Below are 26,857 nucleotides of genomic sequence, written 5' to 3'. Positions count from 1 at the left end.
ATTCTACTAAATCCAGTTTTCTATTTCCATGATCTAAATCAAGAGCATTCATTTATTTGTTTCTATAATTTATAAAAATCAAAAGTTTCTTTTTTGGAATCGTTTAAAAGATATCAATAGAGGAATGATTATCCATAAAGATAAAAACAAAACAGTAATTCCTAATACTCCAATGATTCCTAATTGTTTTAATAATAATGCTCCTGAAAATCCAAGAAGGGCAGAGGAACTTGTTTGTAGAATTAAAAGAATTCTAATTAAGTCTATGGGGTTTAGTAAAATAACAATAAGTGATGGAATTTCAATTGGATAATCACCTAAGTACAAACTAAAAATAAATACGAGTGCATCAAAGAAGATAAAAAAATACAACCATACTAAAAGCGAAACCGTTAAAACAATTTCTCCCCTCCGGATAAAAGAAGAAATTGAAAAGGCAATCGCAACAAAGATACAGGTTAGGAAGATTCCAAAAAAGAGTAACTCAAAAAATAAAAATAGAAAATTGGGATCACTAAAGAATAAAAATGTTCCTGGAATTCCAAGTCCAAACAACAAACCTAGGGAGAGTGAAATGGAAATCCCTAAATATTTTCCAAAAAATAAGGCATTACGACTCACAGATTTAGAAAGTAATACTTCAGCAAAAGGCATGGATTCTAAAAAAGACATTCCAGAAAATGTAATAGAAAATAGAGGGATGACTATGAGTGTTAAGTTCATTGTGCTTACGAGCAAACGAATACCATTTTGATCGCCAAAAAAACTTAAAATCATCATTACGAGAACGAGTAATCCTGAGTATATAAATACCCAACGACTTCTTATGTTTTCTTTTATTTCAAATAATAAAATTTCTTTCATAGTTTTGTTTTATACTCCTCATTCCAGAAATTCATTAATGCCTGATCTAAATTTGTTTTGTTATTTTTTCTAAGGAAATTTTCGGGTGAATCATCAATCAGAATCGAACCTTCTGACAAAAGCAAAAAACGATCTGCCAATTCTTGTAACTCCGCAAGGATATGTGTAGAAAAGATGACTAAAGATCCTTCCTTTTTCTTTTCGATTAATAGAGATTTTAGTAAATGAGAGATGTATGGATCTAAACTGGCAGTAGGTTCATCAATGATATATAAATCTTTTTTAGAGGAAAAACATTGTAAGATGCTAATTTTTTGTTTGGTCCCTCCGGAAAGAGAACCAATTTTTTTATCCATATGATTGTTTAATTCTAGGATAGAAATTAAATTTTGGAATCTATCTTCTTCTACAGGTTCTAATTTTTTAAAAAAAGAAACCAGTTCTTTAACTTTGATGTTCGTCGGAAAACGAGGGGTTTGTGGCATATAACCGATAGTATGTGGTTCCGATTTTTTTTCTAAAAAGTTAATATGGCCAGTTAAGGGTTGTACAAGTCCAAGGATTCCTTTGATGAGAGAACTTTTGCCGGAACCATTAGGGCCTATGATGGAGACTATGGTGCCTGGTTCTGTTGAAAAATTAACATTTTTTACAACAGTAGAATTTCCCCCATAACTGATGGTAAGATTTTTTACTTCTATCATATTCTTTCCTTCATCCTCGGATGTTGGTCTTCAAATTCAATTGGCGTCACGATAGGAAATGCTTTTTCGATTCCTTGTAAAAAGAGAACCACCGGAGATTCATACAAAACCATAAGGAAAGGATAAACGGCAATCCAGTACCCAAAAAAATGTATGGTTTTATGTGGTACATCACCAATTTGGTCTTTATTCAAATCATATCCTTCGTAGTGATCCCAATAGTTATTCTTAAATTCATTGGTTGTGGATTTTGTGTTGGTGCTTACATCAAATACATTTTTGATAAAATTATTATCTATAATTTTGTTATAATCTGTATTACCTAAAATTTTGATTCCCCATCCATTATTGATAAAGTCATTGTTTTGGAAGTTGATATTGTTGATTCCATCGGCAAAGACAGCAATAGTGTTTCCTTCAAATCGATTTTTTGTTAATGCACTATCGGCTATGTCCTTTAGGAGGATCCCATTGGAACTTTCTCCCCAGTTATCCATAAATTGATTTTCTTCCATGATGTTGTTTTTACTATACATCACAGCGACACCTGCTGAATTATTTTTGAAAACGTTTCTGCTAAATTTATTTTTACTGGAAAACATAAAGTGCATTCCGTAACGAATGTTTTCTTTTGCTTCATTACCATCGATTTCTAGATGTTCGGAGAATTCTAAATAAATACCATCGCGATGTTTTTTTAATTTGTTCCCAATGATTTTATTATGACTTGATGACCAAAGATGGATTCCATTTCCACCTAATACTTCGTTTTCTGCATTTCCAATTGATATATTGTTTTTGAGTGTGCAGTCTGTAGTTTCTGCGAGATAAAAACCATATACATTGTCTTCTAAAATTAAATTTTCAAAGTGGCATCGGTTGACTTTTTCTGCATATACACCAGCAAATTCAGTTAAATCTGAAATTCCACTACCGGTGATTTTTAAATTTTGAATGTGTACTCCATTGGAATAAATTCCAAACACATGTTTTTGTTTGAGGCCATCAATCACAACACCTTCTTCTCCGAATATTGATATGGATTTTGTAATAGGTATAAAACCTTCTTTGTAGATCCCTGGTTGAATTTTGATTGTATCTCCATTATGTGAAAGAGAAATCGCCTGTTTGACAGAATTTATGGTACAATTTGTACATACAGAAATGGTTTTTGCAAACAATGGATTCACTGAGAAAACGAAAAAGAGTATAAAAAAAAGAATTGGAAAGAATTGTTTCCATTCGAGATAGATACGGTTGTGATTTCGATTTATTTTATGATTCAAATTGATTCTTCGACAAACCTGATTAGTTTTGAAATGGGGAAGAGTCTTCATGAGTTTTAAAAGCGGCAAGTCCCGCTCCCATTGGTGAACGAATTTTGTCAGAATGAATGATAATCGCTTCGTCTTTGGGAATGAATTCTTTTGTATTTAAATAATTCGTAACCCAGATTTTTTGAGTTTTAAGGTTTTTTTGTTTTTGAAATTGATCCATACATTCAATGGCGTCGAAGTGAAATCTTTTTCCTTTATCGCTAACCAGTTGTGTATGAAACCTCATATCTACGATGGACATGGAACAATGGCTACATTTGATTTCGCCTACTGTTAAGGGTTCTGGACGAATTTCCCCGCAGCTAACGAGAACAGCTGCGAGGAAAATACAAACAAACCTAAGTTTTTCAATTAACATTTGTTTTTTTCCTGCGATTTTCATCCCAAACAATATAAACAAGTGCAACAAGACTTAAACCAAGAATCAAACCGCCATAAGAAGGATAACTACAAGCAGTAATGTTTAACATCACCTTACAACCTAGTAGTGGCGGTTGGTAAGCCATTCCTTCTATAATAATTGGTGCTTCTGGATTTAAGTTGTGGCCATAGTTATACTCCCATCTCCAAAAATCAGAAAGTCCAACAAGACCCACAATGATCAAATTAATGATTCCGAGAATTGCCATCCCAACTTTAGGATAGAGTTCCGTGATGAATGCACCAAAGATCAGATAACTAAGAACATACGGCATAAATAGAAGTTCTGGAATGGATTCCGAAACAATCTCCTGCATGCCAATGTAATGGTTTAGAAGGTTGATGTTTTTTAGATCATATGGAGTTGCACCAGTGATTTTGTTGATCCAAATATGCATACCAAGTCCCTCCGGATATTGAGGAGCAGAGATGGATATAGACCAAATAGGAATCAAAAAAACTGAAATTAGAACCAAACCGACCCCTAAGATTAGGAGCCGGTTTCTTTTACTTAACGTTTGGAAAAGTAAAGTTTTCATATCAGTTATGGACTAACTCGGATGTACTGTTGCATCTCTTGGTGGAGAGCAGAACAGAAGTCAGTGCAATAGAATGGATATACACCCGGTTTAGGAGCTACCCATTTGAAAGTTCTAGTTTCTCCTGGCATGATGAGTAAGTTAGTCATGTTAGGTGCTCCACCAATTGCAAAACCGTGAGGAATATCATAATCTTGTTCTAAGTTGGTTACATGGAAGTATAAAGTTTCCCCTGTTCTTGCTTCGATGATATCTGGTTTGAAATGGGAACGAATCGCAGTCATGTAAATATGGATTGTACTTCCAAGTCTTACAATTCTTGCTTCGTTTTCATTTTTAGTTGCATATGGATGTTTGTTTTCCTCTAACGGATAGAGTTTTGCAGTTTTATCCATAAGTAACTTGGCAGGAATCATTTGTGAATAGTGAGGTTCTCCAACTGTAGGGAAGTCTGATAACAATTCCGCTTTTCCAGAAGAGATATCATAAAGTTGCGCACTTTGTGGTAACTCCATACCAACTGGTAGATATCTGTCTTTAGTAATTTTGTTCATCGCTATCAAATACTTACCGTAAGGTTCTGTCGAACTACCACCAACAATCGACAAGTGACCAACACTGTAATAAGCAGGAAGATGTTGTACTACTTCCCAAGTTCCCAGTTTCCATTTTACTACTTCAGAACTTACGAAACAAGATGTATAAGCAAACCCTTGACCGTCGAACTCAGTATGTAATGGACCTAAACATGGTTTTTGTACTTCGCCAGCAAGTGTAGATTCGTATTTAAGAACCGGAATTCCTTCGATTTCAGCCGAATGATGTTCCTTCTTATCTTTTACTTCTATCAATTTACTAAAGGAGTGAACAGGAATGACTGATGCTAACTTCCCACCACCAACAATGTATTCTCCAGTGGAGTCAACGTCAGTTCCATGCGGACTTTTTGGTGTTGGCATGTAATACATCATACCCGGACAATCTTTTGGATTCAACATCTTCACGCCGCTTAACTTAGTTGATACGGCAGGTTTGTTTTCTTCTCTAAAGTTGTTTACGTATTCACCACCAAAGTTATAAGCTTTCCCTTGGTCTTTACATTCTTTCGCACGAACCCAATTGAATGCTAAGATAAAATCTTTATCTTTTTTGGAGGCACCAACTTCTAACATTTTATGCGCTTGTTCAGAATTGTAACTGCTAAAGAAACACCAGTCATGAGATTTCTTTTTACCACAATGAGATAAGTCGTAGTCAAAACCAGGAACAAGAACTTGTAGTTCGATAGAAAGTCTTCCTGTGTTTTTATCAACTTTTACCATAGTGACAGTTCCTTTGAACCCACCTTTGGAAAAACTATCGATTGCCACACTCGCTTGTGGAACAGGAACAGAGAATCTAGTGGCTGCCATTAAATACTCTGTGTTCTCAGTTGCAAATGGTGACGCATGGTTTCCCGCAGTGTTTGGAATTTCTAAAATCTCTTTTGTTTCAAAAGATTTTAGATCAATTCTTGCAAGCCTTGGTGTGTTGTTTGCGTTTAAGAACATCCAACGACCATCTTGTTTTCCATCGGTCATAGAAGCTTCAACGTGATGGCTATCATCCCATGGAACATATCCATGAGTAGTTTTTAACATATCTTTGGTTTCTTCATCAAATCCATATCCGTTTTCAGGAAAAACAGAGAATACTGGAATGATTTTGAATAATCTTGCAGATGGAATTCCGTAAACAGACATCTGACCGCTAAATCCACCAGATAAAAAAGCATACACTTCGTCCTTTTCACCTGGAGCCACATACACCCGAGAAGCAGCATCGGAAGCAAGTGTTGCCGTTGCTGCTCCCTTTTTGCAATTCGGAACGAATGCCAAAAGGGAAATTCCAAGTGTAACAAGTATTAAATTTGATTTTTTTAACATATAGTTACCTATTTTAAATCCATTTTACGGAAGTACTCGAGGATCTCTCGGGCTTCTTCTTCCTTTATGTTTTGAAATGTCATTTGAGTTAAGTGTTCACCGAGTAACTCTTGTCCAATGGGGTCTTTTTGAGTCATCTCAACTGGGTTTAAGATCATGTTCATGATCCATTCAGGAGTTCTGCGGAGTGTTACATCTTGAAGGGCAGGTCCTACGACCTTTTCTTCAAATTTGTGACAAGCAGAACACTTGGCTTCAAATTGTTTTTTACCACGATCTGCCATTGCTTGGTCTAAAGCACCGATGGTAACAGATTTTACTGGTCCTATTCCCTTGGAACCAGCGTTAGATGTTGGTGTTTCCTCAGTTTTTTCTCCTCCACAGGATATGATTGTCATACTGACGAAGAGACCTAATACGAATCCGATTTTGAATCGGAAGGGCACTTCGTTAAATTTTGAAAGGTTCATCTTAAATACTCCTTAGTATTTTAGTACTTATCATTTCTTTGCTGGTGGTAATAACACTGTATCCACTACGTGAATGATTCCGTTTGTTGCAGGAATGGAAGCGATGATGGTTGCTCCATTGATTAAGACTTTTCCATTTTTTATGGAAACTTTAGTGTGACTTCCATTCGCCATTCCGAGTTCGTCATCTTTACCAGTGAACTCAGATTTTAAGATGGATTCGGTAAGATTACCAACTACAACGTGATACTCTAAAATATTCTTTAGTGAATCTTTTTGACTTGGTTTTAAAAGATCATCTACTGTACCTGCAGGTAACTTTGCAAATGCATCATTCGTTGGAGCAAACACGGTGAATGGGCCTTGATTGGCAAGAGAATCCACTAAGCCGGCGGCTTGAACAGCAGTTACAAGGGTTGTATGGTCTTTAGAACCCAAAGCTATTTTTAGAACGTCTTGTTGTGATTTGTCATCGGCAACGGCGGAAATTCCTTTGCCTGAATTAGAATCTTCACTTTTTCCACAAGAAACACCGACTAGCGAAAGACAGGTGACAATTGTGATTGTTAATGTTTGAAAATTTTTTTTGTTCATATAAACCGCCCACTTATTGGTTCAGCTACTATTGAACGTTATTGCTCAAAATTCTGTATTGATCTAGATCAAGATAGGTTCATTCGTTTCTATTGATTTTTATCAATGGAAAATGAAACTGATGATGTTATCATAAAGATTTGCTGAGAAGGTTGTTTAAAACTGCAACTAAGTCGCGGAATGAATCAGTTTATGAACAATATTAGAATTATACTAATTATAGTAAGTTGGATTGGGGAAACCACTGCTTAAGGTCTATTTGGTATTAATCACTTGTTCTCTAAGGGGGCTGCAAAATCCTGAATTAACGAGGTTCTTCTCATGGTTACACAATGGGATTCGAAATACGAAACGAATATTTCAGAGATTGATTCTCAACATAAAAAACTCTTTCGATTGATCAATAATATTGAAACAGTTTATGATGAAAACAAAGAGCATCTTTCTGCTAAATCTAAAATATTGATAGATGCGGTTTCCGAACTAGAGGATTATACACTGAGTCATTTTTTGATTGAAGAACGTGTAATGGAGTTAAACCAATATCCAGAATTGGAAGCTCATAAAAAACAACACGACCGGTTCACTGATAAGATTTTAGAATTAAAAAACCGATTAACTTCCGGAAATTTACTTTCTAATGATGCTGAGTTAAACCAATTCTTTGGTGACCTTCTCAATTTTTTACGTGCATGGCTGACAAATCATATTCTGAAAGAGGATATGGATTACAAACCATACATAAAATTTAATATTTAGAGTTTCTTCATTATACTTTGTTCATTCAAAGTATAATGAAAATTTAGCTATTTTTTCAATGAGTTCTGATTTAGCTTTTTTAGCTAAATTTATATCATTTCCCTTCATTATTTTCACTTCTTCTAACAATAAATTTATATATTTATGTAGTTCTTCGTGACCTTGTCCTGACATTGTACATGATATTTGAATTTCATTGATAATAGATACGATTTGATCTGCTTGTTGGTTATACTCCTCTATTGACTCAAAGGAATTCGCAGGATGAAATTGTTCGTCCATCTTTTGTAGTCCTAACCTTGTGGATTTGTCGGTCACCCAAGGTTTTCCATCGTTTAACGTTGGAAGTTCTGAGTCCGTATTTTTATAACATGAAATAGTAATCATAGACAGTAAAAAAATGGAACCATTGATAATAAAAGGAGAAAGTTTCATGATCTAAGGTAACATCCTTTCTTTTCGAAAGAATTGATCTAAATCAATTGTGTATTTTTTTTGATCAAAAGTAATTCAAATTGCTACTTAGAATCAAAATTTTAGCCATTCTTTTGATTTAACTTAACAGATATTAAAAAAGAAAAAACCAAAGCTGTGATTATCTGTATGAGATGGATCTAACCCAGATTAATTTAATAAAAGTGACCAAACCGAAAAAAATGAATAATTTTCCTAACATAGTCAGATAGGGAATTGTAAGTATAAATTTTGAGATGATCAACAATAACAAACCCAAATTGTAACTGTAAAATAAAAACCACGATTCTTTCACAGAACCTCTGGGTCTTTCTGACATGTGTTTAGGGAACATCCAATAAGCATTCCCCATAATGAATTGAATCAAAAATCCCCATATAACAATAGAATAGTGCAATGGTAGGAACTTCCAAATTTCAGGACTTAAAACAAAAATTTTGTTTAACATGAGGAGAGTGCCCAGAGAGGTTCCGAGCAAAAGATAAATAAGTGAAATTCGAATGAGCCAAACCGATTGAATGGGAAACATATTTTAACTTTTTGTTTGTGATTTTAGCCTTGGCCAAATTTCCAAAACATAACAAAGGATTCCCATAAATTGTAGAATAATGGAAAGACAATATGGTAGAATTAAAATATCTCTACTTTGGTAAATCAAAGGTTCAGAAAAGATTCGAAGGATTAGACCCAGGTTTAAGGAAAAATACGCCACCCAAGCGAATGTCGATCCATCTTTCGGTGTCGATTTATTTCCTTTTGGATACATCCAAAGGGAAACCCCAATGATGATTTGGGTAACCCAACCAAGTGCTATCATATGCCAATAAACAGGCATTAAATGAATTTCCCATTTTGCACCTGGAAATTCAGAAAAAGCAAATACTAAAACTCCAAATAACAGATACAACAATCCGGATTTGATAAAGTATCTTGAAATTTTTGGCATAATGTAGATTGGTGAAGGATTACTTCTGATCTGACTCGAGTTCTATTTTGTAGCTGGCATGACAAGCAACACAATTACGTGTGAGCTCATCCATTTCTTTGAGTATGGTATGGATATCTTGTTTTTTGCGAATTTTTGATGCTATTTCATCAAATTTTTCATGTGTTCCAAATCCTAATTTTTTAAATTCTACGGGAAGTTTTAAGAGGATTGTTTTTTCTTGGTGTTCCAAACTGGCAACAAGACCCATACCCACTGCATCAGCAGCCTTTGCAGCAGCTTCATAATCTTTTTCGGCAAGTCCACTTAACATTCCATTGACGGATGTTAATAATGCTCGCATCTCAGTTAATACCAATTGCCTTTCTGCAGGTGTTAAGTGGATAGCAGTTCGGTCATCGAGGGAACGACTTGTACTTCCAAAATAAAAAAAATAACCGAGTGTTAATATTGTAGCAACCCAAAGTCCGATAGCAAATTTTCCAATCAATTTCGAATTCATACTTTATTACCTATTAAATATTTTGTTCCATTCCCAAGTAAATGCTAAATACACTCATTTGTTTGTTATAAGAAAATTGGAATGGATGTACCTCTGTCTTAGAAAAGACAGCATGGGATAACGTCCAGTCTGAAGTTTTCCCTCCGTATGTTTTTTTAGGAAATCCATACTCACAAGCAATATGGAATGTAGAATCGTTCCAGGAAACACTTCCACCCAAAGAAACATGGTGTTCGATACTGGCTCCTAACATGGGGCTAACTCCACTTGCAGGGATTACGTTATTTCCATAACTATAACCCATTCTCGTCATATAACGATCATTCCACTTATACTCGCCGCCAATCGCAAAAATGGTTTGGTTTTTCCAGTTTAGATTGAATTGAAAAGAATTGGTCTCAAATCCTATTGGTGTTCTAACCCAAACATCTTCTGTCCGAAACTTACTAGAATTAAAACTTTCCGACCAAGGAATGTATTTAATATCAAAGTCGATGATAAATTTATCTGTTCTGTATGAAATTCCAACGACATGTTTATCTGGCCAAATCATATATCTTGACACTCTGGTTCCGAATGAACGTTCTGGGGCATAACCATCCACTTTCATTGTTCCGTCCATCGGTAAAAGATTTCTGGTTGTATAAGAATAGGCGATTCGGATGTTCTCTGTTAGGTCGTAGGAAGTTCCGATTTTCCCTCCCAAGGTATAAGCAGAATCACTTTGGTAACGAATTCCACCTGGTATTGTCAAACTTCTTGTTTCATCTTGGTAGGTTCTTTTGAGTTCCATAAATCCATAAACAAGATCAATCCCGGCACCAATCGCCAAGTTTCCTGTTTTGTATCCAGCACCAAACGTTGATTTCATGGTCATAAATCGAAAATTCAAATCTTCAACAGCTTTTGTACTTTCACCAATAATCGGAATATTGGTTCCAAATGTTTCATTTAGAGTTCTACCGTCAGGAGTATGTCGTTTGATATTTTTGAACTGTCCACCGCCGCCACCTTGTGCATACAGTGCAAATCCAATACTGATATTGTCCGTAACAGGTTGGATGATCCCAATATAAGGCAAAACTGCTTTCGGATGTTCCACCATTGAGTTTCGATAAGAACGATTAGGATCTGGGTCTATGTATTCATCATTATATTCAATAGAGGGTAGATGGATTCCAGAACCTAACTCCCATTTGGTTCTTTTCACTCGTGCCAAATGGGATGGATTCGATTCTAAATCCATCACGGATCCGCCAACGGCCTGGAAGGCTCCTCCCATCCCGGCTTGCCTGGCCCCGAAGGCGGGTTGCATGATCCCGTGGAAGGCGAAGAGTTTTCTTTCCGAAAACCATGGGCCAAGGCTTAGAATTAGAATGAATAAAACTCTGAAAATGCGACTCGAAATCATTTGTTTCAAGGAAAGAGTCACATCCAGACTGTCAAGTGAAATAGACTAAGGAAAAATCGAGAACCCTCTAGAGACGAGGATTCCAAAGATCGCAATCGTAACTGAAATCAAAAGATTGAACCTTCCAAAAAACGAGGATGTTTTTCTATACCGTTCAAAACGTACGGGATCTGTTGTTAAATAAGAAAAGGTTTTTGGACCAGTAACAAAATCGTGATACAAGGATGATAAAAATAAAATTGTAAATAGGCTTATTTTTGTGATAAACATAAGACCAATGTTAGATGCCCAAAAATCCCAATGGAAACCAAACTGAAAGTATCCTTTTTCGAACAAAAGTCCAAATCCTGAAACGATAAACACAAAGAATATATAATAAGAAATATTTCTGAACTGAGTCGCTGTGAGTTGTAACAATCTTAACTTTTGATCTTTTAATTCTGGATTTCTTATGACAGGAATGACAACAATCACATAAAAAATCATTCCTCCCACCCAAATCATTGCGGAGAAGATATGAAAGATTAAAAGAGTAAAATATAGAGACATGATAACTTATCTTTAGATAGATACATTTGTTTGTCGTTTCCTTTTTTAGTTTTAGAAACAATCTAAAAACCTAAGTCATATATTTTCCTTTTTAGAAAAAAGGAATCTTTTGGGATGGGTAAACAGTATGTCCCAAATTAGAAAAATTCCAGAATTGTTATTACCCGCTGGTAACTTAGATAAATTAGAAATTGCTTATATGTTTGGTGCGGATGCAGCTTATTGTGGTGTTCCTAGGTTTTCACTTCGAGCAAGAGAAAATGATTTTACGATGGAAGCTCTGGAAAAGGGAGTTACACTTGCAAGAGAACTCGGTAAAAAAATTTATTTTACCGTAAATAACATTCCGAGGAATTCGAAACTACCTTCATATCCTAAATATTTAGATCAGATGGCCGCATTAAAACCAGATGCTTTCATTATGGCAGATCCTGGATTGATTTTAATGACCAAAGAAGCACATCCAGAAATAGACATCCATATCTCTGTCCAAGCGAACACTATGAACTATGCTGCTGTTAAGTTTTGGAAACAATTTGGAGCCACTCGTGTCATTTTATCTCGTGAAGTATCCATCTCTGAAATTGCAGAAATTAAAAATCAAGTTCCGGATATGGAAATTGAAGTTTTTGTTCATGGATCCATTTGTATTGCTCACAGCGGTCGCTGTTTTATGAGTAATTATTTTAAAAAACGAGATGCCAACCAAGGATCTTGTAACAATGCCTGTCGTGATTTGTATCAGGTATTTGTCACGAACCCCAAACAAAATGACGAGCCAATGGAACTCATCACAGATGATGAGGGAACTTTTTTAATGAATTCTAAAGACTTACGTGCCATCGAGTTCTTGCAAGAGTTATGTGATGCAGGAGTTGATTCCGTAAAGGTAGAAGGTCGCACTAAAAATGATTATTATGTAGGAATGGTGGCCCGTAGTTATAGACATACCTTGGATCGTATCTCTCGAGGGGAAAGTTTTGACCGCAAATGGTTGCAGGAATTGGATAAAGTATCTTCTAGAAAATACTTTTCCGGTTTTTTAACTCGAGGAATGGAAGACCGTGTTCCCGAAGAAGAAAGAGAATTTCAAAACAATGAATTTGGAACGAGTCTTTTTATGAGCCAAAAGTATGCGGGGCTCGTTAAGGAATATAATTCAGATACAAAACGGATTGTCATTGAAGTCAAAAACAAAATCCAAAAGGGGGATGTTTTGGAAGTCATCACTGCCATAGATCCGAATCCATTTACCTTCACAGTAGACCAAATCTTTTATAAACAAAATCTTGTGGAAGTGATTAGTGGAGGGATGGGAACCGTTGAGTTAGAAGTGCCTTTTGCTATTCCTACTCGGTCGTTTTTAAGTAAAAAACTGTAAGAGAGATGAGCGGAATCAAAATAGGATGGTGTTGGATTCTCCCCAATCCTTTCATTTTTTCATTTGAGAATCTGTCTAAGGAGAACTGTTAATAGAATATAGAAATCTAAGGTTAGGATATTGTGAAAAACCATTTAAAAATAATTTTCCTCGTTCTGTTTGTATTTTTCCTCCATTGTGGCAAAGAATCTAACGAGGAGTCGGTGGCACCTTTAGAATCGGCAAAGATGTCCTCTGACATGCCGATGGAAAAAAAAGTAGCTCCGAGTGCTCCCAGGGCAGAAGGAATTTCTGAGACAGAATCCGCACCCAACCAATTGGGACAAGTATTTGTTCCGATTCAAAATACTACAGAACGACTTCTCGAATACCAAGTTCAATTGAATTACCAAACATCGGATTTAATCAAAACACGTAAGGATCTACTTAGTTTTATTACCAAATATGGTTTTATCGAAAGTAGTTCTGCGGTCAATGTGGACTCTCCATATATGAACCTTCGCGTACATATCAGATCTGAAAAATTATACGAGGCTTTGATTGAATTAGATACTTATGGAGTTTTACAAAGTGAAGACATCTCCACTGTGGATCATACAGAAGGAATGGCTTGGCAAAAGATCAAATCAAATCGTGAAAAACTTCGTTTGGTAAGACGGACAAATGCAAACAACCAAACTTCAACCAATTCGAAAAACTGGGAAGCGATCGAAGAAGCAGTTACCGATAGCGAAAACAATTTGGATAACTCGGAACATGAAATTTGGAAAATCAAAGATAAAGTAAAATGGGCTACTCTTAGTGTAAATTTTACAACTCCGATCCCAGCGGATCGCATTCAAGTTCCTGTTTATAAAAATGCATTCATTGGAATTCTGAATTTATTTTTAGAACTCACATATTATTTTATATGGATTTTACCATTAGTAATCGTTATGGGAATTCTATACTTTCCTTTAAAAAAGATTTACAAACGTTTTAAAAAATAATTTAGCGAGAAGTATCAATCGAAATGAATCTATATTCGTAATTACCATGAGTTTTGACTTACATTGGAATTTGATTTAAGGATTCCAATGTAAGATGGAATTTTAATTGGTTATGATGGAATGATTCCTTATCCAGGTTTCTGATCTTTCGGGGTCATCAAAAAAATGTTCAGATTCTTTACCAAATCGACTTTCATATTCGTTGATTTTGTAACTATCGTGATGGCAATGGACCGCAGCCAGGCATTCCTTTCCATTTTCCGATGTTAGTTTTAAATCCTTTGCTTCGTCGAATAAATCCAAGTAGCCAATACGCCAATTGTATCTACTTAGAAGTAATGGGATTATGTCGCGGTAAGATTTGTGAGCAGAAACAGAGGTTGGATTCAGACCATGTAGGTTTACAAAGATTTTGAATTTGGTTCCTGCAGGGATTTCAGCGAATGTTTTTTCTAAACTTTGTTTCCATTCGGATACTTCTGTTTCAGTGATAGTCCCTGCGATTCGAGTTGTGACGAGAGAGTTTTCCTCTTCCCATTTGGTGTAGATTTCGGTCTTCATATTATTTTGACATAAGGAGTAATCCTTAAATTCGAAAAAAAGGATTCTTCCTTGGAACCATTCTCAGTACGTTGCAAAAATACAGTGTTTCCAAAGTCTCAACCAACAATCCTAGTGGCGAGTTCCTTTCGTTTATTCTGATATTCCAATGTTTCATTTATAAAAATTCAAGGAAGATTTATGCAGCGCAATTCTATCAAATTCATATTGTTAATGAGTGGTGCCTCCATTCTTTTGATTATCAGTTGTTCGGTCGGTGCTGTAGCTTATTACTTCGGACAACAAAAGATAAAAGAAGCTTATATTGGACAAATGCAAGGAATTGTAGATGTAGTTGGACAAGAGATCGATGACTTTTTTGTAAATCATGTCAATGTCATTAAAACTGTCGCCAATGACCGACGAACCATTGATTCCATAAAAACCGGAAAACCAATTGCCCAAGCTTATTTCAAAGAGATGAATGATCGTTATGGTGTTTATGAAAATGTTTACACTCACACGTACGATAACGATCCCCGTGTAGTTGCCGATGCTACTGGTTTAGCTATCGGATGGAAAATGAAACCGGAAGATATGGATCCAGAAGAACTCAAAGCTGGAAAAGAAAAAAGACATTTCATTGGAAAACCAATTCTAAACCCACTCACCAACAATCCTGTCGTTACCATTACTTATCCAGTTTATGAAAATGGAAAATTGATTGGAAACGCAGGAATTGCTCTTTCTCTAATGAACTTAACTGATAAGGTCATTAATAAAATCAAAATTGGCCGTGATGGATATGTTGTTGTATCAACAAAAGCTGGATTACTCATCGCTTTAAAAGAAAAAGCTCAAATTTTAAAATATGATTTATCTAAAGATGAATCAGGTGCTCGTATGTTATCCTTAAAAACAGGAGAGGTACTTGAGTTTGAATACTTAGAGAGAGACCATCTGGCTGTGAGTCATCATCTAAAAGATTGGGGAATGGTGATCCTTGCCATCCAACCAAAAGAAGAAATCAAAGAAGCACTTTTTGAATTATTAATCACAATTATTATATCTTCTGTTGTTATTGCTTTAACATCGATTTGGTTCCTGTATGTATTGCTCAGTAAACGTTTGAACCCATTAGAAGCTGTCAGTAATATCTTCAAACAAATGTCTGAAGGAAATTTAACTTCTACCATCAAAGTTGTTTATGACGATGAAATAGGTCGAATGGGCCAAGGACTTAATTCATTTATCGCAAGTTTGAGAAAGTCGTTTGAGGAAATTCAAAGAATTACAATTGAGTTAGCTGCTGCGTCAGAAGAATTAACTTCTTCCTCCAATAACTTTGCAACTGGTGCACAATCAACTGCGGCTTCCTCAGAAGAAATGTCAGCCACCATTGAAGAGATGTCTGCAGGAATGGATCATATTGCAGCATCAACAGATAGACAATTTGGAAACTTTGCCAACTTTCATTCTAAGATTAGGGAACTATCAGAAAGTATTCGTAAAATAGGATCTGAAATTGAAAGTACTTTGAAGTTAGCTGAATCCATATCTGACCAAGCTAAAAAGGGAGAAGAGTCCATTCAAGGTATGAGCCAAATGATTGAGAATATCCTTCACTCTTCTGGTGAGATGACGGCCATCATTCAAATCATCAACGAAATTTCTGATCAAACACAATTGTTAGCATTGAATGCTGCGATTGAAGCCGCTAGAGCTGGTGATGCTGGGAGAGGATTTGCTGTAGTAGCAGATGAAATTTCTAAACTCTCAGAAAAAACCGCATCGTCTATCAAATCTATTGGTAACATGATCACCAAAAACAATCGGGAATTGGATTCCGGTGCAAATGCCATTCGTTCTTCTGCAGAGATGTTACACAATATCATTCAAAACGTGGAAACAGTCAGTGCGGCAATGAACAAATTGTATTTAGTTACTTCGTCTCAAGAAGCCATTAAACGAGAAGTAGACGAAGGAGCAGAGAAAATGGGTCTTGATGCTGAGACAATTAAACTCTCCACAAATGAACAGAAAAAAGCTGTGAGAGAAATCTCGGAAGTAATCATTCAAATCAATGAACATACTCTTAGTACAGCATCTGGTTCAGAAGAGATGTCTTCTTCAGCACAAAACTTAGCATCCACAGCAGAGATTTTGAAAGGGATCACAGAACGATTTAAGTTATAAAAATGGTTCGACATAGAACCAAAATTAGCCATTCTTTTTAACAAATTAGTTTTTTGTGAGGGAGTATGGCTAAGCTCTTAAAAGTTTTTCTAACTCTATTTTTCATTTTTTCTTTGATACAATGTTTAGGTAACAGGCGCCCGCTGGTTCCTTCCTATGTAGATCCTCAAGGGAGTTTGCGGGATGCTGCTATCGGAAAAAAATATATGGTTTCTACTGGGAACCCTCTAGCAACAAAAGCTGCTATCAAAGTATTAGAAGATGGTGGGAACGCTGTTGATGCTGCTGTGGCCGCACTACTTGTATTAAATGTGACTAATGGAGAAGCCGCAAGTTTTCCGTCTGTGGCTCCAACATTAATTTACGATCAAAAATCTGGACAAATTAAAAGTTATATTGGGGCAGGTACCGCCCCCAAAAAAGCAAGTATCGATTGGTTTCATGCGAAAGGTTATGATGTGATGCCAAAAAATTCGATCTTAACACAACTTTTGCCTGCATCACCAGATGTCATCGTACGACTGTTACAAGAACATGGAACAAAATCTTTTTCTCAATTGGTATCACCTGCCATCACCGTAGCTGAGGAAGGATTTCCTGCAAATCGTATCCTTGTTAAAAATTTAGACTTACCTTTATACAAACGATTGGGTTTTACCATCATCATGCCTTACAATTCAGAAGTGTATCTTGAAAAAAAATGGTGGTATGGAATTCGGGAAGGGGAACTTACAAAACGACAAGACCTTGCAAAAACTTGGAAGTCGATGGCGCTCGAGGAAACACAAAACTTAAAAAAAGGAAAATCCAGAAACCAAGCATTAGAATCTGTAAGAGATTATTTTTACAAAGGACCTATTGCCGATGCCATTGTAAAACTTCATAATGATAAAGGTGGTCTCTTTACAAAAGAAGATTTGGCAAACTATGTGGGAGGTTGGGAAAAACCAATCTCTGGAGAGTTCGGCGAATATAAAATTGTATCTAACCAAACTTGGACACAAGGTCCAGTGGTCCCAATGGTATTGCAACTATTAGACGGAGTGGATTTGAAATCGATGGGGCACAACTCACCTGAATACATTCATACTGTATCACAGGCTATTGAACTTGTTGTTGCTGATAGGGAAAGATACTTCGGAGATCCAAAGTTTGTCGATGTCCCCGTAGATGGATTGTTATCCAAAAAATACGCAACACTTCGACGTAAACTTTTACAAAAAGATGCTTTTGGACAAACTCCCCCAGCTGGGAATCCTTGGGTATTTTCCTCTAAAAAACCATCTTCTTTGTTGTCATCACCTAACGACTCAAAGAATCAGGAAATTAGCGAAATCAAATATGGAAAAGACACAACGTATTTGAGTATAGTCGATTCAAAAGGAAATGCAGTTTCTCTCACCCCGAGTGATTTTCCACAATCACCTATGGTTCCAGGAACGGGGCTTACATTAGGAATTCGAATGACTCAGTTTCGATTGGATCCAAACCATCCTTCCGCACTTGCTCCTGGCAAACGACCAAGGATCACTCCGAACCCAGGAATGGTTTTGAAAAATGGAAAGTTATGGATGAGTTTTGGAACTCCTGGTGGAGACGTACAAAGCCAAGCGATGGTTCAATTTTTTCTGAATGTCATCGTATTTGGAATGGATCCGCAAAAAGCGGTTGAAGCACCTAGGTTTCGTTCGGTGAATTGGCCTGATAGTTTTTCTCCTCATACCTATCGCCCTGGCGGAATTGAACTGGAAGAAAGTTTGTATTCTTTAGTCTCTGATTCATTAAAAGAAAAAGGATATAAAGTTTATAAAAAAGGTCATTTGGATAACGATCTTGGTTCCGTTTGTGCAGTGTTAAATGATCCAAAACAAAAACAATTAATTGGTGTTGCCGATCCTAGAGAAGAATCTTGGGCCGAAGGAAAATAATATCTCAAAATGAGAAAAATACTTCTGATAGAAGATGAACCGGGAATTCAAGAAACCATCCAAATTTCATTGGAATCAGAAGGTTTTTCTGTTTTGTTAGCTTCAACAGGAAAAGACGGAATCAAAAAAGTTTCGAATGATCTATCAGTGATTATACTTGATGTTGGTTTGCCTGACCAAAACGGATTTGAAGTTTTAAAAGAAATTAGAAAATTGTACCAAACGCCTGTTATCTTTTTAACAGCAAGAAATACGGAATTGGACAAAGTCCTTGGGCTCGAAATTGGGGCAGATGATTATATTGTAAAACCATTTAGTCCTAGGGAACTTTTGGCAAGGATTCGTGCAATTCTCCGAAGGACAAACCCATCACAAAATCTAGAAGATCATAAATTAAGAATTTCGTTGGATAAAAAGTTGGTTTATTTGAATGGACAAACACTGAATTTATCTCCTTACGAATACAAAACGATGGAATTATTTTTTAAATGGCCTGGTCGTATTTTTACTCGTGAAGAAATTATGGACAGTGTTTGGACAGAACCAGAAGATAGTTTCGACCGCGCTGTGGATACAGTCATCAAAAACCTCCGCGCAAGGTTCAAAGAAATGGAACCAGACTTCGACCCAATCGAAACAAGAAGGGGACAAGGTTATGGATTGAAGGAAAAAATATGAACCTTTGGATTCGCATCATCGTTAGTTTTTTTTTATCTTAAGTATTGGTTTTTATTATTTAATCGATAAAACAGAAGAATCCATTCGGCCTCGTTATATGGAAACTATCGAGGAGTCATTGAATGACACGGCTCATATTTTATCCGCAATTGTGGAAGAAAGATTGGAAAAACATCCCAATGAATATTCCACGTTTACTTCATCCCTGCATTCATTATTCTCTCCTGTTTTTAAAAACACAAACAATCGTTCTTTTGAAGCAAAAATTTATTCTCTTTTAAAAACAAACACTGATATCCAAGTTTATATCACGAATGCAAAAGGAATTGTGATTTTTGATTCTGAAGGTTATCGAGAAGGACTCGACTATTCAAAGTTTAATGATGTGTATTTGACTCTCCAAGGTAAATATGGAGCCAGGTCCAGTAAACTGATTGATACAGAAGGTGAAGGAGCAATTTTTGTTGCCTCTCCCATACATTATCAGAATCAAGTGATTGGTGTCCTTACTGTCATCAAACCCAAAACAGGAGTGATTCCTTTTATTGAAGAAGCAAAACGAAAGTTTTGGCGAATTTCTTTACTCGTTGCATCTGCCATTGCCATTCTATTTAGTTTGTTAGCCTATTTGAGTTTTCGTCCTATTTTACGGCTTTCGAAGTATGTGACTGCGTTGCGAAAAAAAGAAAAAGTAATCTTTCCAAAAATAGGAATTCGAGAACTCAATGAACTGGGTAAAGAAGTTGATTTACTTGTCGAAGAAATTGAAGGCAAAAAATATATAGAGTCTTATGTACAAACATTAACTCATGAAATCAAAAGTCCACTTTCATCCATTTTAGCTTCTGTAGAACTTTTACAAACCCATCCAAACGAATCAGATCGTCTTACAAAAAATATCCATGAGGAATCCAAACGAATTCAAAAACTCATTGAACAGATGTTGGAACTTACTTCTCTTGAGGGAAAAAAATCTATTTTGATAGAAGATCGAGTTTTGTTATTTGATTTAGTAAACGAAGTCATTACTAGTTTTCAAACGGAACTTCAGTGGAAATCTCTCCAAGGAATCATCATTTGTGAAAATAAACATTGGGAAGTAAAGGGGAATCGAAATTATTTGTTTTTAGCCATCGAAAATCTAATCAGAAACTCCATTGACTTTGCCAATGAAAAAGATACAATCACGATAAAAATTATAGAAGAATCAGATCAGAACCTAAAACTTTCCGTTTTGGATGAAGGACATACGATCCCTGATTATGCATTGAATCGGGTAACAGAAAAATTCTATTCCTTACCGAGACCAAATAACAACCGTAAGAGTTCTGGATTGGGACTGAGTATTGTGAGTCAAATTGTAGACCTTCACGGAGGAAAATTAGAGATTCAAAATCGAGTTCCTAAAGGCGTAGAAGTTTCACTTTTTTTCCCCAAGGCATAGATCCTCACCGAATCCTCACAATTCGATCATAAAAGACTCACGAGAATCCCCTATTCTAAACGTAGGAGATTTTTATGAGTAAATTACAAACTTCGGTAAACCTTCGGTTGGCCATCCTTGGCGGTATGGTTTTATTATTTATCATTCCCCTTGTTATGGTTGGTTCTTTGATTGAGGAGAGAAGTGCTTCGAGAAACCAAGCCGTTATGGAAGTGGGAGAAAAATGGGGATCTAACCAAACGATCGTAGGTCCTGTGTTAATGGTTCCATATAACCTTAGAATTCCAAAATCCGGTTCTTCTAAAGAAAAGGATAAGTGGGATTATGTAACGGATTATGCTTATTTTTTACCAGAGGAAATGGACTCTGTTGTAGATATGAAAACAGAACTTCGCAAAAGAAGTATCTATGAAATTCCGTTATACACAAGTAAGGTGAAAATCTCTGGTAAATTCTCTCCTATTTTTTCATCCGACTTTCCTATCGATACTACATATATTTACTGGGATGATGTTCGTTTGGTTGTTTCTGTTTCCGATTTGAAGGGGCTTGGCGGTGAGATGAAATTAAATTTAGCAGGTAAGGATAAAAAGTTTTTACCGGGAACGAGATCCTCTTATTTACATTCAGGACTAAACTCAGCTGTTTCCATCACAGAAGCTGGTAACTCCATCCCTTTCGAAATTCAATTAGAAGTTAAAGGTTCTGAATCATTTTCAGTAATCCCCATTGGTAAAAAATCTAAATTAGTTATGAGTTCTGATTGGAAGGACCCATCTTTTAATGGTAACCTTTTGCCTAAAGATCGTTCGATTCATGAAGAAGGATTTTCTGCAGTTTGGGAATCTTCTTACTTTGCAAGATCGTATCCACAAATCATCCATTCCATGAATGATTCCATTTTAGATACAATTTTGAATTCAGGATATGGAGTGGGCCTCGTGATTCCTGTGGATCATTATTTAAAAATGGAAAGGTCTGTGAAGTATGGACTTCTTTTTATCGTAACTAGTTTTGCTTTGTTCTTTCTTATGGAAGTGTTTGGAGGAGTTTTATTACATCCTATCCAATACGTTCTCATTGGAAGTGCGATGGTTTTGTTTTATATTCTAAACTTATCTTTTTCAGAACACTTTGGATTTTTACCAGCATACATTCTTTCGAGTTTGGCAGTGACAGGTCTTATCGGATACTATGCGATCAATGTATTAAAAAATCAAAAGAAGGGGCTTATCACCGCATCCTATTATCTTGTTTTGTATTCTTTTTTGTATGTGATTTTGGCTTCTGAAGAACAAGCTTTGCTTCTTGGATCTTTGGCTCTGTTTATGGTTCTCGCCGCAGTCATGCACTTCACTCGCAAAGTGGACTGGTACCAGTTCGGAATCAAAAAGGAAAGTTAAGAAAAAGACGGATTTCCTTTAGCGATATTCAAAGCGAAAATTTGAATATCAAACATCCAATAGATATAAAAAAACCTAACAGGGACAAAATCCGCTGTTAGGTTTTTTACTGACTAACAAATGCTAGTGTAAGTTTAGAAGAGGATTATTCTCCCCAAACAACTAAACACTCGCGATAGAAAAGACCAGTGAGAAGAGAAACAGACTCTCTATCAATCACTGCGATTTTTTTGATTCCACCACTTTTTGCAGCTTCGTCAATTGAATGTCCAGCTCCAAAAAAGATGTAGTTTGCAAGAAAAAAGGAAAAACTGCAGGATTTCCCTGATTTTTCTACTTTAGCAGATGTTAAAGTGTTTCCTGTTGCATCAGCTACAACGTGTTGACTTGTAGCATTGAATAGAACACCAGGAACAGGAGTAGTCAAACAGTTTGTAAAAAAAGCCAAACTAAAAATTGCAAGCAAAACGTATTTCATGATTATTCTCCAGATACAATTGTACAATAGTTACGGAATAAACCGGTCAAAATAGAAAGGGAAGAATGGTCAATCGTTGCAATTTTGCTAATTCCATTTTTGTTTGCAATATAACCAGCACCAGCATCACCCGCACTGAAAATATGTAACAAAGTGAATTGGCATCCTTTTGCTTCTTTAGTTGCCTTTACATTGTTTTCAGGGTTGAATGTTCCTGCAAATTTTGTAGAGGAAAAAATGAACCCGTGAGTTGGGCCTATCGCACAATTTGCGAATAGAAATACAGATAATAGAGAAATAAATACTAATTTCATTTTCATTGGTAACTCCCGATTAAGATCCTTTAACAATTGTGCATACTCTATGGTAAACAAAACCAGCGAAAACGCCAAGTTGTTCGTAATCTATAAAAGCAACTTTTGTAATATTTGCAGATTTTTTTGCTGTTTCAATAGAAGAATCCCCGAAAGAAAATAAATACAGAATTGAGTGGTTGCAACCACGGCCTTCTGTAGAAGCTTCTGCACCAATTCCAATTGGGCCAGGAACGTTTGATTTGTGGAATATCAAACCGCCTCGGTAATAAGAAGCTGGGGTTGCATAGTCCCTAGTTGGGTTTGTATTGGCACTTGCGATGTACAATGAGTGAATGGAACCACCTGTACAGTTTTGTGTGAATAGTATGATCGTGAGTGAGATTGCAAAAAAAATGCTCTTTTTCACATGATCCTCCTGATTAAATTTTGTCTGTTGTATTTTTTCCTGATGATTGTGTCAACGATCTTGAAAGTTTTCTGATAAAAACTAACAGAGAACATTTGAGTTTGTAGTAGAAAGCCTGTTAATTGCAAATGGGATCAAATCGTAGTTTGATCTCCAATTTAATGAATGTCTTTCTTCTATTTGTTTATTGCATAGAGCGAAAATTTTCTTAAAAAAATGTATTTGGATCACTTCTTTTCGTCTTATTTCTACTGAGGTGAACGAGATTCATTTTTGGTTCTGCGAGTTGGCTTGGAACGTTTCTTGCCAAGGCACTCTTCCTCTACATTATGGCTTTAAAATTAATCTAGTTTTTAGGACGGTTCTGTTTGTTTTCTAAATTTTTTGCTTCCAAAAACGTGATGACCATTTCTGAAGATCTCTTCACAGAAGTGATGTTACGAAACAACAAACGGATGTTCTTGTCCTTTCTTTCTATATTGGCTCTTGCCAACGTTGCTACACTTTCCATCAAAATTTCAGGAAAAGGTTCGGAATACCTAACTTACCAAAGCATTCTCATTGAATTTGTATTGGCTACTTCTATTTTGATTGTTGGATTTTTACTTTCTACCAAGTTAAAAACACATTGGGCTTCTAGTTACATTTCGATTACAGGTGTTACCTTATGTTTACTTGTTTTCCAATATGTAATTTATGGGGCCACAGAACTTGCCGCTACTTTTTATATCTCCTTTGTTTTAAGTGTATTGTACTTCAATCGTAATGCTTCTATTTATAATTTTATTCTAATTATTGTTTCTGAGATTGTATTATTTGTATTACGACCTGAATTGATTCCCGGAGGCCCGAGAAGTAATATCATTGTTAGGTTTTTAATTTTTGTTTGGGTGGGGATCGGAGCCACTGTGGGAGCAACGGCAACCAGAACACTTTTAAACTTAGCTGTTGAAAAACAAAAAGAAGCAAAAACGGCCTTAGAGAATTTACTAAACATGGCTAAAACCATCCTTCAAACCATCGATCTGATGAAACAACAAATCAGAAATCAAGATACAATTTCGGAAGAACTAAAACAAATTTCGGAACACCAAGCATCTTCCCTTTCTGAAATCTCAAGTTCTTTAAAAGAATTATCATCCAAAGCAGATTCGAATAATAAAATCGCCAAATCGTTGTATAACGAGTCGGAAGTATCCATTCAATCTGTAAATGATCTAAAAGCCATTAATGAAACGGTCCAAACAGGAACAGGAAGGATTTATAAAAATTTAGATGTTGTGATGGGTTATTCCAATGATACCTCGGAACATATCCATCTTTCTATCAATAAGTTCAATATTCTAAAAGAAAAAAGTACAGAAATTTCTGACTTTGTCTCTGTAATCAATGACATTGCCGACAAAGTAAATTTGTTATCTTTAAATGCTTCCATCGAAGCTGCAAGAGCGGGGGATCATGGCCGAGGGTTTGCCGTTGTCGCAGAAGAAATATCGAAGTTAGCTGCTGCAACCACTCGTAATTCTAAAGAAATTTCAAAGATCATCCAAGAGAATCTTTCTCTCATCGGTGAAAGTAGCGAACTCATCAACAGGTCTTCTAGTATGATGGGAAAACTGGATTCAGCCATTGGTGTGATTAAAGATGAGATCACTGGCGTTGGTAGCAAAATTGTAGAAATCGACAAAGCTATCGAAACCATCGACAATCTAAACACAAGGATCTACGAAACAAGTAAAACCATCGAAAACTCTACGAATTTCCAAAAGATCGCTACGGAAGAGTCTACAAAAATCACAGCCGACATTTCAGAATACGCAACGAGCATAGTCGAAATTTCCAAACAAATCTCAGAAAGTAGTAAATCCACCGGAGGAATCATTGTTCAGCTGGATTCTATGGCCAAAGAGATGACAAATTAACGATCAAACTGCTGGCTTTTAAAGCCTAGTTCCCTAATTTCCGAAGGAAGTCGGAGTTTTACAAAAAGTGAGTGGAAACTCATTTCTTGATTGACCGATTCTTTAACGTACGTATTGTCCATGGTTTGTGTACGCTCGCACAACTATGAACCGATACTCACAGATTGTTCTTTTTTCCTTTGTTGTTTGTTTATTTTTGGCAAACTCAATTCCTCTCTCGGCGCAGGAATACGTTCCCAGTGCTGGTTGCGAAAAAGATCCTCCTCCGAAAAACCTTCCCTTTCCCATGGATCCGACCAAACAACTTTGTAAAAAGGATATAGAGGACAAAAAAGATAGTTGGTATCTAACAGGTTTGCCGCTCATCAATTCGGACCCAAACGAAGGGATTGGGTATGGAGCGCGAGCTTATGTTTATGATAATGGAAAAAAAACAGATCCACTGTTTCATTACACACCGTATCGGATGCGAGTGTTTGGTCAGTATTTCAATACAAACAAAAATGCTCAATACCACCAAGTAAGTTTGGATATGCCCTTCATTGCGGATACACAATGGAGACTAAGAGCGGATCTATTTCTTACCATCACACCCACAACTCTCTATTTTGGAATTGGGGAAGATAGTATGAAGCCACTGTCTTATTTGGATCGCAACCAACAAGATGGAAGGCATATCTTAAACGCAAGTTATATGGATCAGGAAAACAACCTTACGTTTTATAGGCCAGGAACTAGTGCTGATCCAGTTAGTCTCGGTGGAAAAACCTATTCTGGATTTCCACAAGCTCCAGGTTTTGTTGTCACAGATAAAATGTATAATCGTTATACGATAGAAACGCCAATGGCGACTGCGAGTACGGAACGGTCCTTTGTTGGTGGAACAGTAAGGCTTGTTGCTGGATTAAAGTTTTCGAATAATATTGTTAGAACTTATGATGGTAGGTTGGCTCGTGGTGTGGATCCACTTCTAGGTGGTGAACATACCGCAGATGTTCCGAATGGAAAAACTCGACTCACCGAGGATCATGAAGCCAAAAAGATCATTGGATATAATGGTGGTTATGTGAACTCCCTTCGTTTAGGTCTTGTTTACGACACTAGAGATTTTGAACCAGATCCAAACTCTGGTATTTTTGCAGAAGCCACCTATGAAAAACACACCAAAGCCATTGGATCCGAATACGACTATCAAAAGTATTTTGCACAAACCAAACTATTTTGGAGCCCATTTCCTAAGGTATTTGATAAACTTGTCATCGCCAACCGGTTTGGTTTGGGTGTGACCGAAGGGGAATCCCCTTTTTACGAATATAGAAATATGTGGGGAACGGAAGGTCTTGTGGGTGGACTTGGTGGTCTTCGGACTTTACGTGGATTCAAACAAGATCGATTTGTGGGACGAGCCATGGGTTGGGGGAACACAGAAGTTCGTTGGAAATTTGCAGAAGCCCGTTTCGGAGATGAATTTTTTGCCTTTAACTTAGTTCCCTTTTTTGATTATGGTCGTGTTTGGGACGATGAACATAAGTTAGGTTGGAAAGGGTATGCCTATTCTCGAGGGATTGGATTACGAATTGCTTGGAACCAAGCAACAATCATTATGATAGATTATGCAAAGTCTAGAGAAGACGAACAATTGTTTGTAAACTTTAGCCACGTATTCTAAAATTTTAAAAAG

27 protein-coding genes are annotated in these 26,857 nt (G+C 36.3%); 10 read left to right on the top strand and 17 right to left on the bottom strand.

From position 1 onward, the window contains the following. Window positions 1–78: 78 nt before the first annotated feature. Genes EHQ70_RS13820 through EHQ70_RS13785 form a run of 8 tightly spaced genes read right to left on the bottom strand, consistent with a single transcriptional unit; the run spans window position 79 to window position 6,853 of the window. The gene (locus EHQ70_RS13820; RefSeq protein ID WP_135587360.1) at window positions 79–864 is read right to left on the bottom strand and encodes an ABC transporter permease; all 786 of its coding nucleotides are present in this window, start codon (window positions 862–864) and stop codon (window positions 79–81) included. Beyond that, the gene (locus EHQ70_RS13815) at window positions 861–1,568 is read right to left on the bottom strand and encodes an ABC transporter ATP-binding protein (RefSeq protein ID WP_135587357.1); all 708 of its coding nucleotides are present in this window, start codon (window positions 1,566–1,568) and stop codon (window positions 861–863) included. Before EHQ70_RS13815 ends, EHQ70_RS13820 begins: the two co-directional genes overlap by 4 nt. Continuing rightward, complete coding sequence (locus EHQ70_RS13810) at window positions 1,565–2,923, bottom strand: nitrous oxide reductase family maturation protein NosD (RefSeq protein ID WP_208729560.1); 1,359 nt, start codon at window positions 2,921–2,923, stop codon at window positions 1,565–1,567. The genes EHQ70_RS13815 and EHQ70_RS13810 overlap by 4 nt, the downstream gene beginning before the upstream one ends. After that, complete coding sequence (locus tag EHQ70_RS13805) at window positions 2,877–3,263, bottom strand: nitrous oxide reductase accessory protein NosL (RefSeq protein WP_135587353.1); 387 nt, start codon at window positions 3,261–3,263, stop codon at window positions 2,877–2,879. The genes EHQ70_RS13810 and EHQ70_RS13805 overlap by 47 nt, the downstream gene beginning before the upstream one ends. Continuing rightward, on the bottom strand, window positions 3,253–3,864 hold the full coding sequence (locus EHQ70_RS13800) for a hypothetical protein (protein ID WP_135587351.1): 612 nt from the start codon (window positions 3,862–3,864) through the stop codon (window positions 3,253–3,255). The genes EHQ70_RS13805 and EHQ70_RS13800 overlap by 11 nt, the downstream gene beginning before the upstream one ends. A 5-nt stretch (window positions 3,865–3,869) precedes the next feature. Then, window positions 3,870–5,789 (bottom strand): Sec-dependent nitrous-oxide reductase, encoded by a 1,920-nt coding sequence (nosZ, locus tag EHQ70_RS13795; protein WP_135587349.1) that lies wholly within the window; start codon window positions 5,787–5,789, stop codon window positions 3,870–3,872. Window positions 5,790–5,797: 8 nt separating this feature from the next. Next, a complete protein-coding gene (locus tag EHQ70_RS13790) occupies window positions 5,798–6,259 on the bottom strand; it encodes a c-type cytochrome (protein ID WP_135587347.1) in 462 nt (153 codons plus the stop codon). A gap of 30 nt (window positions 6,260–6,289) precedes the next feature. Beyond that, window positions 6,290–6,853 (bottom strand): fasciclin domain-containing protein, encoded by a 564-nt coding sequence (locus EHQ70_RS13785; protein ID WP_135587346.1) that lies wholly within the window; start codon window positions 6,851–6,853, stop codon window positions 6,290–6,292. 321 nt (window positions 6,854–7,174) lie between these two features. Between EHQ70_RS13785 and EHQ70_RS13780 the strand changes: the two genes are divergently transcribed. Continuing rightward, window positions 7,175–7,612 (top strand): bacteriohemerythrin, encoded by a 438-nt coding sequence (locus EHQ70_RS13780; RefSeq protein ID WP_135587344.1) that lies wholly within the window; start codon window positions 7,175–7,177, stop codon window positions 7,610–7,612. Window positions 7,613–7,633: 21 nt separating this feature from the next. Here the strand turns inward: EHQ70_RS13780 and EHQ70_RS13775 are convergent, their stop codons facing one another. The 5 genes from EHQ70_RS13775 to EHQ70_RS13750 all read right to left on the bottom strand — a co-directional run bounded on the left by EHQ70_RS13775 (window position 7,634) and on the right by EHQ70_RS13750 (window position 11,494). Continuing rightward, a complete protein-coding gene (locus EHQ70_RS13775) occupies window positions 7,634–8,047 on the bottom strand; it encodes a hypothetical protein (RefSeq protein ID WP_135587342.1) in 414 nt (137 codons plus the stop codon). A 571-nt stretch (window positions 8,048–8,618) separates the two neighbouring features. Next, on the bottom strand, window positions 8,619–9,032 hold the full coding sequence (locus tag EHQ70_RS13765) for a hypothetical protein (RefSeq protein ID WP_135587338.1): 414 nt from the start codon (window positions 9,030–9,032) through the stop codon (window positions 8,619–8,621). Between the two features lie 19 nt (window positions 9,033–9,051). Then, on the bottom strand, window positions 9,052–9,534 hold the full coding sequence (locus EHQ70_RS13760) for a hypothetical protein (RefSeq protein WP_135587336.1): 483 nt from the start codon (window positions 9,532–9,534) through the stop codon (window positions 9,052–9,054). Between the two features lie 13 nt (window positions 9,535–9,547). Further along, entirely contained in the window at window positions 9,548–10,945 is a 1,398-nt protein-coding gene (locus EHQ70_RS13755; protein WP_135588483.1) for an OmpP1/FadL family transporter, read from the bottom strand. A gap of 45 nt (window positions 10,946–10,990) precedes the next feature. Further along, the gene (locus EHQ70_RS13750) at window positions 10,991–11,494 is read right to left on the bottom strand and encodes a hypothetical protein (protein WP_135587335.1); all 504 of its coding nucleotides are present in this window, start codon (window positions 11,492–11,494) and stop codon (window positions 10,991–10,993) included. A gap of 127 nt (window positions 11,495–11,621) precedes the next feature. Here EHQ70_RS13750 and EHQ70_RS13745 point away from each other — a divergent pair, with 127 nt between their 5' ends. Together EHQ70_RS13745 and EHQ70_RS13740 are read left to right on the top strand one after the other, a co-directional pair. Further along, complete coding sequence (locus EHQ70_RS13745; RefSeq protein ID WP_135587333.1) at window positions 11,622–12,875, top strand: U32 family peptidase C-terminal domain-containing protein; 1,254 nt, start codon at window positions 11,622–11,624, stop codon at window positions 12,873–12,875. Window positions 12,876–12,997: 122 nt separating this feature from the next. Continuing rightward, complete coding sequence (locus EHQ70_RS13740; RefSeq protein WP_135587331.1) at window positions 12,998–13,864, top strand: DUF4349 domain-containing protein; 867 nt, start codon at window positions 12,998–13,000, stop codon at window positions 13,862–13,864. Window positions 13,865–13,966: 102 nt separating this feature from the next. Here the strand turns inward: EHQ70_RS13740 and EHQ70_RS13735 are convergent, their stop codons facing one another. Further along, a complete protein-coding gene (locus EHQ70_RS13735; protein ID WP_135587329.1) occupies window positions 13,967–14,425 on the bottom strand; it encodes a hypothetical protein in 459 nt (152 codons plus the stop codon). Window positions 14,426–14,605: 180 nt separating this feature from the next. On the opposite strand from EHQ70_RS13735, the gene EHQ70_RS13730 reads away from it, so the two are divergent. The 5 genes from EHQ70_RS13730 (at window position 14,606) to creD (ending at window position 22,053) form a co-directional block, all read left to right on the top strand. After that, window positions 14,606–16,600, top strand: coding sequence for a methyl-accepting chemotaxis protein (locus EHQ70_RS13730; RefSeq protein ID WP_135587327.1), 1,995 nt, complete (start codon window positions 14,606–14,608; stop codon window positions 16,598–16,600). Window positions 16,601–16,665: 65 nt separating this feature from the next. Then, the gene (locus tag EHQ70_RS13725) at window positions 16,666–18,528 is read left to right on the top strand and encodes a gamma-glutamyltransferase family protein (RefSeq protein WP_135587325.1); all 1,863 of its coding nucleotides are present in this window, start codon (window positions 16,666–16,668) and stop codon (window positions 18,526–18,528) included. 9 nt (window positions 18,529–18,537) lie between these two features. Further along, a complete protein-coding gene (locus EHQ70_RS13720) occupies window positions 18,538–19,206 on the top strand; it encodes a response regulator (protein ID WP_135587323.1) in 669 nt (222 codons plus the stop codon). A 34-nt stretch (window positions 19,207–19,240) separates the two neighbouring features. Continuing rightward, window positions 19,241–20,650: a two-component system sensor histidine kinase CreC gene (creC, locus tag EHQ70_RS13715; RefSeq protein WP_135587321.1), complete on the top strand. Its 1,410-nt coding sequence runs from the start codon at window positions 19,241–19,243 to the stop codon at window positions 20,648–20,650. A 74-nt stretch (window positions 20,651–20,724) separates the two neighbouring features. Beyond that, entirely contained in the window at window positions 20,725–22,053 is a 1,329-nt protein-coding gene (gene creD / locus EHQ70_RS13710) for a cell envelope integrity protein CreD (protein WP_135587319.1), read from the top strand. Window positions 22,054–22,198: 145 nt separating this feature from the next. Here the strand turns inward: creD and EHQ70_RS13705 are convergent, their stop codons facing one another. From EHQ70_RS13705 to lsa14, 3 genes are read right to left on the bottom strand one after another with little or no spacing between them, the layout of a single operon-like run. Next, on the bottom strand, window positions 22,199–22,531 hold the full coding sequence (locus tag EHQ70_RS13705) for a TRL domain-containing protein (protein WP_135587317.1): 333 nt from the start codon (window positions 22,529–22,531) through the stop codon (window positions 22,199–22,201). A 2-nt stretch (window positions 22,532–22,533) separates the two neighbouring features. After that, entirely contained in the window at window positions 22,534–22,851 is a 318-nt protein-coding gene (locus tag EHQ70_RS13700) for a TRL-like family protein (RefSeq protein ID WP_135587315.1), read from the bottom strand. Window positions 22,852–22,864: 13 nt separating this feature from the next. Beyond that, window positions 22,865–23,254: an adhesin Lsa14 gene (gene lsa14 / locus EHQ70_RS13695; RefSeq protein ID WP_135587313.1), complete on the bottom strand. Its 390-nt coding sequence runs from the start codon at window positions 23,252–23,254 to the stop codon at window positions 22,865–22,867. Between the two features lie 368 nt (window positions 23,255–23,622). Between lsa14 and EHQ70_RS13690 the strand changes: the two genes are divergently transcribed. Together EHQ70_RS13690 and omp85 are read left to right on the top strand one after the other, a co-directional pair. Then, on the top strand, window positions 23,623–25,176 hold the full coding sequence (locus tag EHQ70_RS13690) for a methyl-accepting chemotaxis protein (protein WP_135587311.1): 1,554 nt from the start codon (window positions 23,623–23,625) through the stop codon (window positions 25,174–25,176). Between the two features lie 145 nt (window positions 25,177–25,321). Next, complete coding sequence (omp85, locus tag EHQ70_RS13685) at window positions 25,322–26,845, top strand: Omp85 family outer membrane protein (RefSeq protein WP_135587309.1); 1,524 nt, start codon at window positions 25,322–25,324, stop codon at window positions 26,843–26,845. Window positions 26,846–26,857 lie beyond the last annotated feature (12 nt).

The organism is Leptospira congkakensis (assembly GCF_004770265.1).
Lineage (GTDB): Bacteria > Spirochaetota > Leptospiria > Leptospirales > Leptospiraceae > Leptospira_A > Leptospira_A congkakensis.
Note: the sequence above shows the minus strand (reverse complement) of the source record. Positions and strands in the feature narration are given on the sequence as shown.

What these genes read in the sequence shown, in the direction of transcription:
- EHQ70_RS13820 (WP_135587360.1), bottom strand. Translation starts at nt 864, where the DNA reads ATGAAAGAAATTTTATTATTTGAAATAAAAGAAAACATAAGAAGTCGT.
- EHQ70_RS13815 (WP_135587357.1), bottom strand. Translation starts at nt 1,568, where the DNA reads ATGATAGAAGTAAAAAATCTTACCATCAGTTATGGGGGAAATTCTACT.
- EHQ70_RS13805 (WP_135587353.1), bottom strand. Translation starts at nt 3,263, where the DNA reads ATGTTAATTGAAAAACTTAGGTTTGTTTGTATTTTCCTCGCAGCTGTT.
- EHQ70_RS13800 (WP_135587351.1), bottom strand. Translation starts at nt 3,864, where the DNA reads ATGAAAACTTTACTTTTCCAAACGTTAAGTAAAAGAAACCGGCTCCTA.
- nosZ (WP_135587349.1), bottom strand. Translation starts at nt 5,789, where the DNA reads ATGTTAAAAAAATCAAATTTAATACTTGTTACACTTGGAATTTCCCTT.
- EHQ70_RS13790 (WP_135587347.1), bottom strand. Translation starts at nt 6,259, where the DNA reads ATGAACCTTTCAAAATTTAACGAAGTGCCCTTCCGATTCAAAATCGGA.
- EHQ70_RS13785 (WP_135587346.1), bottom strand. Translation starts at nt 6,853, where the DNA reads ATGAACAAAAAAAATTTTCAAACATTAACAATCACAATTGTCACCTGT.
- EHQ70_RS13780 (WP_135587344.1), top strand. Translation starts at nt 7,175, where the DNA reads ATGGTTACACAATGGGATTCGAAATACGAAACGAATATTTCAGAGATT.
- EHQ70_RS13775 (WP_135587342.1), bottom strand. Translation starts at nt 8,047, where the DNA reads ATGAAACTTTCTCCTTTTATTATCAATGGTTCCATTTTTTTACTGTCT.
- EHQ70_RS13765 (WP_135587338.1), bottom strand. Translation starts at nt 9,032, where the DNA reads ATGCCAAAAATTTCAAGATACTTTATCAAATCCGGATTGTTGTATCTG.
- EHQ70_RS13760 (WP_135587336.1), bottom strand. Translation starts at nt 9,534, where the DNA reads ATGAATTCGAAATTGATTGGAAAATTTGCTATCGGACTTTGGGTTGCT.
- EHQ70_RS13755 (WP_135588483.1), bottom strand. Translation starts at nt 10,945, where the DNA reads ATGATTTCGAGTCGCATTTTCAGAGTTTTATTCATTCTAATTCTAAGC.
- EHQ70_RS13750 (WP_135587335.1), bottom strand. Translation starts at nt 11,494, where the DNA reads ATGTCTCTATATTTTACTCTTTTAATCTTTCATATCTTCTCCGCAATG.
- EHQ70_RS13745 (WP_135587333.1), top strand. Translation starts at nt 11,622, where the DNA reads ATGTCCCAAATTAGAAAAATTCCAGAATTGTTATTACCCGCTGGTAAC.
- EHQ70_RS13735 (WP_135587329.1), bottom strand. Translation starts at nt 14,425, where the DNA reads ATGAAGACCGAAATCTACACCAAATGGGAAGAGGAAAACTCTCTCGTC.
- EHQ70_RS13730 (WP_135587327.1), top strand. Translation starts at nt 14,606, where the DNA reads ATGCAGCGCAATTCTATCAAATTCATATTGTTAATGAGTGGTGCCTCC.
- EHQ70_RS13725 (WP_135587325.1), top strand. Translation starts at nt 16,666, where the DNA reads ATGGCTAAGCTCTTAAAAGTTTTTCTAACTCTATTTTTCATTTTTTCT.
- EHQ70_RS13720 (WP_135587323.1), top strand. Translation starts at nt 18,538, where the DNA reads ATGAGAAAAATACTTCTGATAGAAGATGAACCGGGAATTCAAGAAACC.
- creD (WP_135587319.1), top strand. Translation starts at nt 20,725, where the DNA reads ATGAGTAAATTACAAACTTCGGTAAACCTTCGGTTGGCCATCCTTGGC.
- EHQ70_RS13705 (WP_135587317.1), bottom strand. Translation starts at nt 22,531, where the DNA reads ATGAAATACGTTTTGCTTGCAATTTTTAGTTTGGCTTTTTTTACAAAC.
- EHQ70_RS13700 (WP_135587315.1), bottom strand. Translation starts at nt 22,851, where the DNA reads ATGAAAATGAAATTAGTATTTATTTCTCTATTATCTGTATTTCTATTC.
- omp85 (WP_135587309.1), top strand. Translation starts at nt 25,322, where the DNA reads ATGAACCGATACTCACAGATTGTTCTTTTTTCCTTTGTTGTTTGTTTA.